The organism is Persicitalea sp. (assembly GCF_041751555.1).
In the GTDB taxonomy this organism is placed as follows: domain Bacteria; phylum Bacteroidota; class Bacteroidia; order Cytophagales; family Spirosomataceae; genus Persicitalea.
The window spans coordinates 1-4915 of the sequence record NZ_JBGSXF010000555.1; the positions used below are offsets into that span (position 1 = coordinate 1).

Here is a 4915-nt window from a genome sequence, read left to right on the forward strand (position 1 = left end):
ATGTCGAAAGAAACCGAGAGGTCGTTGGTGGTGATTTGGGTAAAATCGGCGGTAGTTTGTACGTCGGCCATCGGTGCCCCAAAAGCTTCAGAGTCCATTGGAACTGCTTGTGCATTCATACTTATAGCCGCTTCTTTCGAGAACCTTGCTCTTTCATTGCGCATCACCACAGGTTGCGGGAAGTCCACATACTGCACGCCAAGCGTAGGCATAACGCCACCGAGGGCGGGATTGGAAGTAGAAAGCGTGAGTTTGACATTATCCCAGTTTTGTCCGGTATTCTGAAAAACCTCCGCCTTGTAGGCCAGCGCCACCGGAGCGTTGGTTTCTTTTACGCGCAGATCATAGACAGGCCGCCAGCCCGCTCCTCTGACCACGTAAGAAATTTCCAGATCGAGAGCCGTACGAACCGTAGTTGTCAGACTGACCTCAATGCCCCCCGTGGGTCGGTTGCGGCTGTTCTGCCAGTTGGATAGCTGGTTTTTGAGGTTATTCTCCCGCTGCTGCAAATCTTTCAGAAGCTCCTTTACTTTGATCAATTTCGCGCCAATGTCGGTCAGCCGCTCGCGGTAGAAATTCGCCATGTCTTTCAAGTCAGCCACCTTCACGCCCGTAGCCGTACCACTAACCTGCTTGTTGGCCAGAATGAGCAGTTTTTCCTCTTCCAGTACCGACCTCGATAACTCGGCGGCGGCAATGTCGTCCTGCACGGTGCGGAGCGTGTCGTCGAGTTGCAGGATATTTTTGGGACGGGGCGCATTTTGCAGGTAGTTTTGCACGAAGCGCACTCCCGTAATCACGGCGTTGCCCGATCCTTTGACCTGAATGCTGTTCTGATCGATACTTTGCGGGATGTTCTCAATGACGAGCCGCTGCTCCCCGGCCGTGACGGTAGCTTTGGCGGTGGCCGTCAACTCAGCACGGTTGAGAAAAACCGTAGCGTGGGTGAGCGTTGGTGAGACGGTTTGTTGATTGGAGTTTTGGGCAAAAGCCGCCGTCAATGAAATGTAGGCGAGGGAAAGTACGAAGATGCTTTTTTTCATGGCAAGATAGATTGATAGGAAACCGGTTTTGTAAGGTGTAATGATAGTGGTAGGTTTGCTTTTCAGAGACGAAATCGTTCCTGACGTTTAATAAGGATGAGCATTGTTTATGTATAGAGCTGATTATTTACAAAAATTCGTCCAAACAATTTTCGAAAAAATCGGCTGCCTGCCGAAGGAAGCACTTTTGGCTTCCGAAGTCCTCATCAGCGCCGACCTGCGCGGCATCGACTCGCACGGCATTGCGCGGCTGGCGGGCTATGTGCGGCTCTACGACCATGATCGCTTGAACCCCAGCCCGCAAGTTCGCATTGTCCACGAAACACCAAGTACCGCCACCGTGGATGGCGATCGTGGCCTGGGCCTGGTCGTTGCGCCCCGAGCCATGCAAATCGCGATGGACAAAGCCGAGAAGGTAGGCTCGGGCTGGGTGTCGGTGCGCAACTCCAACCATTTCGGCATCGCGGGCTACCACGCCATGCTGGCCCTCGACCGCGACATGATCGGCTGGACGATGACCAACGCCGCTCCGCTGGTGACGCCCACCTTCTCGCTGGACAAGCTACTGGGTACCAATCCGCTGGCCGTGGCCGTACCCACGCGAAGCCAACCTCCTTTCGTCGCCGACTTCGCCTCCACCGCCGTAGCCTACGGCAAATTCGAAATCCTGCAACGCCAGGGCTTACCCGCCCCGCTGGGCTGGGCGCAGGACGCCGAGGGCAAACCCACCGATGACTCCAACGCCGTTAAAAGCGGCGGCGGCCTGCTGCCCCTCGGCTCCGACCGCGAGCATGGCAGTCACAAGGGCTACGGCTTGGGGGCCATCGTGGACATCTTTTCCGGGGTACTTTCCGGCGCCAACTACGGTCCCTGGGTGCCGCCCTTCGCCACGGCTGGCTTTATGGCCGCGCAGGCGGGCGTGGGCCTGGGTACCGGACACTTTTTGGGGGCCATGCGCGTTGATGGTTTTCGGCCCGCCGAAGAATTCAAAGACAACATGGACCGCTGGATCGGGGCTTTCCGCAAGGCCCGCGCCATCGAAGGCCACCAAGTCCTCATCCCCGGCGACCCCGAACGCGAATCAGAAGCCAAACGCCGCCAAGAGGGCATCCCTCTTTTGCCGCCCGTGGTGGAGTCGTTGGTGGAGTTAGGGAAGCGGTTCGGTATGGAGTTTATGAGTTTATGAGTTCAGAACTGGGCTGGCGCACCAGATTTTATTTCTGTGAGTTTAAATAGTTGTTTTTGGTTGTAATTGCCAGAGTACTTTAAATTTGTTAAATACGTAATTGGTTGAATTTGAGGAAAATGTAAACATCCTTTATCCTTTCCTCTATCCTCCTTTCCCCCTTAAAAATAATGTCCCGTAACCTCAAAGTAGGCCTCTTCATCACCATGGCGGTGCTTACGACCTCTTTTACTTTTTATTTTTGGCAAATCTTCAAGACGCCTAATTTGCAATTGGAGGCAGATCGTAGTTTTACGCTCTTGATTCCCGAAAATGCCACCTACGAATCCGTATTGGATACTTTAAAGAAAAACGAAGTCATCAACGATGAGATTTCATTTCGTTTTGTGTCCAAACTACTCAAATACCCCGATCGGGTGAAGGCCGGGCGGTACTTAATCAAGCCCGATGCCACCAACTACTCAGTGATTCAGAAACTTCGCGAGGGCAATCAGGACGCTGTGCGGCTGACTTTCAACAACATTCGTCTGAAAAACGAATTGATCGAGCGCATTGGGCCGCGCTTTGAATTCGGAGAGCAAAAGTTCCGGGAAGCACTGAGCGATCCGGCCGTGGCGCAGAAGTACGGTCTGGACACGACGACCATCGTCAGTATGTTTTTGCCCAACACCTACGATATTTATTGGAACGTAAGTACCGAGCGATTCCTCGACCGGATGCACAGCGAGTACCAGAAATTCTGGAACGACGAGCGGAAAGCCAAGGCGAAAGCCATCAATTTGACGCCCGAAGAAGTCACGATTCTGGCCTCCATCGTGGAAGAGGAACAAGCTCGCAAGCCCGATGAGCGTCCGCGCGTGGCCGGGATGTACATCAACCGCCTCCAAACCGGAATGCCGCTGCAAGCCGACCCGACGATCAAGTTCGCGCTGGGCGATTTTGCCATCAAGCGCATCCTGACCGCCCAACTGATGACGCCCTCGCCCTACAACACCTACCTCAACACAGGCCTACCGCCCGGCCCCATCCGCCTGCCCGATCAGGTATCGCTGAATGCCGTACTGAACTACGAAAAACACGACTATACCTATATGTGCGCTAAGGCCGACCTGTCGGGCTACCACGCCTTCGCCGAAAACTATGCCGATCACCTGGCTAACGCGCGTCTGTACCAGGCGGAATTGAACAGATTGCAGATTATGCGGTAATCGTAGAGACAGGGCATGCCCTGTCTCTACGGACGTAATAAATTACGTTTCTACCACCAATTTTTCGATTATGCCCCAAAAAAATAACCTTACCGCCGAGCGTATTTGGGACGCTTTTACCCAAAAGTACCAGCAAACGCCCCGCCTGTTCCGCTCGCCGGGCCGCATCAACCTCATCGGCGAGCATACCGACTACAACGATGGTTTCGTACTACCCGCCAGCGTAGACAAGGCGGTCTATTTCGCCATCGCGCCCCGCGAAGACGATTTGGTGCAGTTGGAAGCCGTAGATTTGAATGAAACTTACGAATTTCAACTCGGCGATTTGACAAAGCCCGAGCAGCAATGGCCCGTGTACCAGTTATCGGTTTTGGATCAATTGCAAAAAAACGGCTTGAAAATCAAAGGCTTCCAGGCTTCGTTTGGCGGCGATTTGCCCGTGGGGGCCGGGATGTCCTCCTCGGCGGCGTTGGAATGCTGCCTGCTTTTTGCCCTGAATGAGTTATTCGACCTGGGCTTGGATCGGCTGGAAATCGTCAAGATGGCGCAACGAGCCGAGAATGAGTACGTAGGTATGAAATGTGGGATCATGGACCAGTTTGCGTCGGTTTTCGGCAAGGAGCAGTCGGTCATTCAACTCGACTGTCGCTCGCTGGAATACAAGTACTTTCCTTTCCCGATGGACAAGAACCTCCTCATCCTTTGCGATACCAAAGTGAAGCATTCGCTGGCCGATTCGGAATACAACCTTCGGCGGCAGGAGTGCGAGAGGGGCGTGGAGATTTTGCAAAATAAGTACCCCGAAGTACACAGTCTGCGCGATGCCACGCCCGACATGGTGGAAGAACACAAAGCCGAAATGGGGCCGACGGTTTTCAAACGCTGTAAGTTCATGACCGGGGAAATCCAACGCGTGCAGGAAGCCGGCAAACTACTTCTGGAAGGCGATCTAGAAAGTTTTGGCGAGAAAATGTACGATACCCACGACGGCCTGCAACATCAATACGAGGTAAGCTGCCCCGAACTGGATTTCCTGGTCGAGCAGACCCGAAGCAACGACGATGTAGCGGGTGCCCGCATGATGGGCGGCGGCTTTGGCGGCTGCACCATCAATCTGGTGAAGCGCGGCGGAGCTGAGAATTTTGAAAAGGTGATGAAGGAGGCTTATCAGGAAAAATTCGGCGTAGAACTACCCTGCTACCGAGTGAGCATTACCGATGGGACTTCCGAAATGAAGGGTTGATGCCCGAAAGAGTATGTCAGGCGAGCAGTCCGCTTTTCTTGCCTTAACCTCCCTGAATTTTTAACCCTAGACTACCTTACTCCCATGAACCTCAACTTTCGCCTGCCAAAACTGCCTAGGAAAATAGTCCCGATTGTCGCTATTGCGCTGCTGGGTACTTTTTTGCTGAATTGTGAAACCAAAAACGAAGACGAAGACAAGATGGAATCCACGATTACGAAAGAAGCCTTCAGCA

Annotated in this window: 4 protein-coding genes; 3 read left to right on the plus strand and 1 reads right to left on the minus strand. The window is 53.5% G+C overall.

What is annotated here, in order from left to right; translation table 11 throughout:
- Positions 1 to 1043 (minus strand): mucoidy inhibitor MuiA family protein (locus ACEW8P_RS19885; protein WP_373514821.1); only part of this gene is annotated, 1043 nt, incomplete at its 3' end.
- A 109-nt stretch (positions 1044 to 1152) separates the two neighbouring features.
- On the opposite strand from ACEW8P_RS19885, the gene ACEW8P_RS19890 reads away from it, so the two are divergent.
- The 3 genes from ACEW8P_RS19890 (at position 1153) to galK (ending at position 4680) form a co-directional block, all read left to right on the plus strand.
- Entirely contained in the window at positions 1153 to 2229 is a 1077-nt protein-coding gene (locus tag ACEW8P_RS19890) for an Ldh family oxidoreductase (RefSeq protein ID WP_373514822.1), read from the plus strand.
- A gap of 170 nt (positions 2230 to 2399) precedes the next feature.
- The gene (gene mltG / locus ACEW8P_RS19895) at positions 2400 to 3437 is read left to right on the plus strand and encodes an endolytic transglycosylase MltG (protein ID WP_373514823.1); all 1038 of its coding nucleotides are present in this window, start codon (positions 2400 to 2402) and stop codon (positions 3435 to 3437) included.
- A 70-nt stretch (positions 3438 to 3507) separates the two neighbouring features.
- Positions 3508 to 4680: a galactokinase gene (galK, locus tag ACEW8P_RS19900; protein WP_373514824.1), complete on the plus strand. Its 1173-nt coding sequence runs from the start codon at positions 3508 to 3510 to the stop codon at positions 4678 to 4680.
- The last annotated feature ends 235 nt before the right edge of the window (positions 4681 to 4915 follow it).

Bases quoted from the DNA above. Each gene is read 5' to 3' on its own strand.
- ACEW8P_RS19890 (WP_373514822.1), top strand. From the start codon at position 1,153: ATGTATAGAGCTGATTATTTACAAAAATTCGTCCAAACAATTTTCGAA.
- mltG (WP_373514823.1), top strand. From the start codon at position 2,400: ATGTCCCGTAACCTCAAAGTAGGCCTCTTCATCACCATGGCGGTGCTT.
- galK (WP_373514824.1), top strand. From the start codon at position 3,508: ATGCCCCAAAAAAATAACCTTACCGCCGAGCGTATTTGGGACGCTTTT.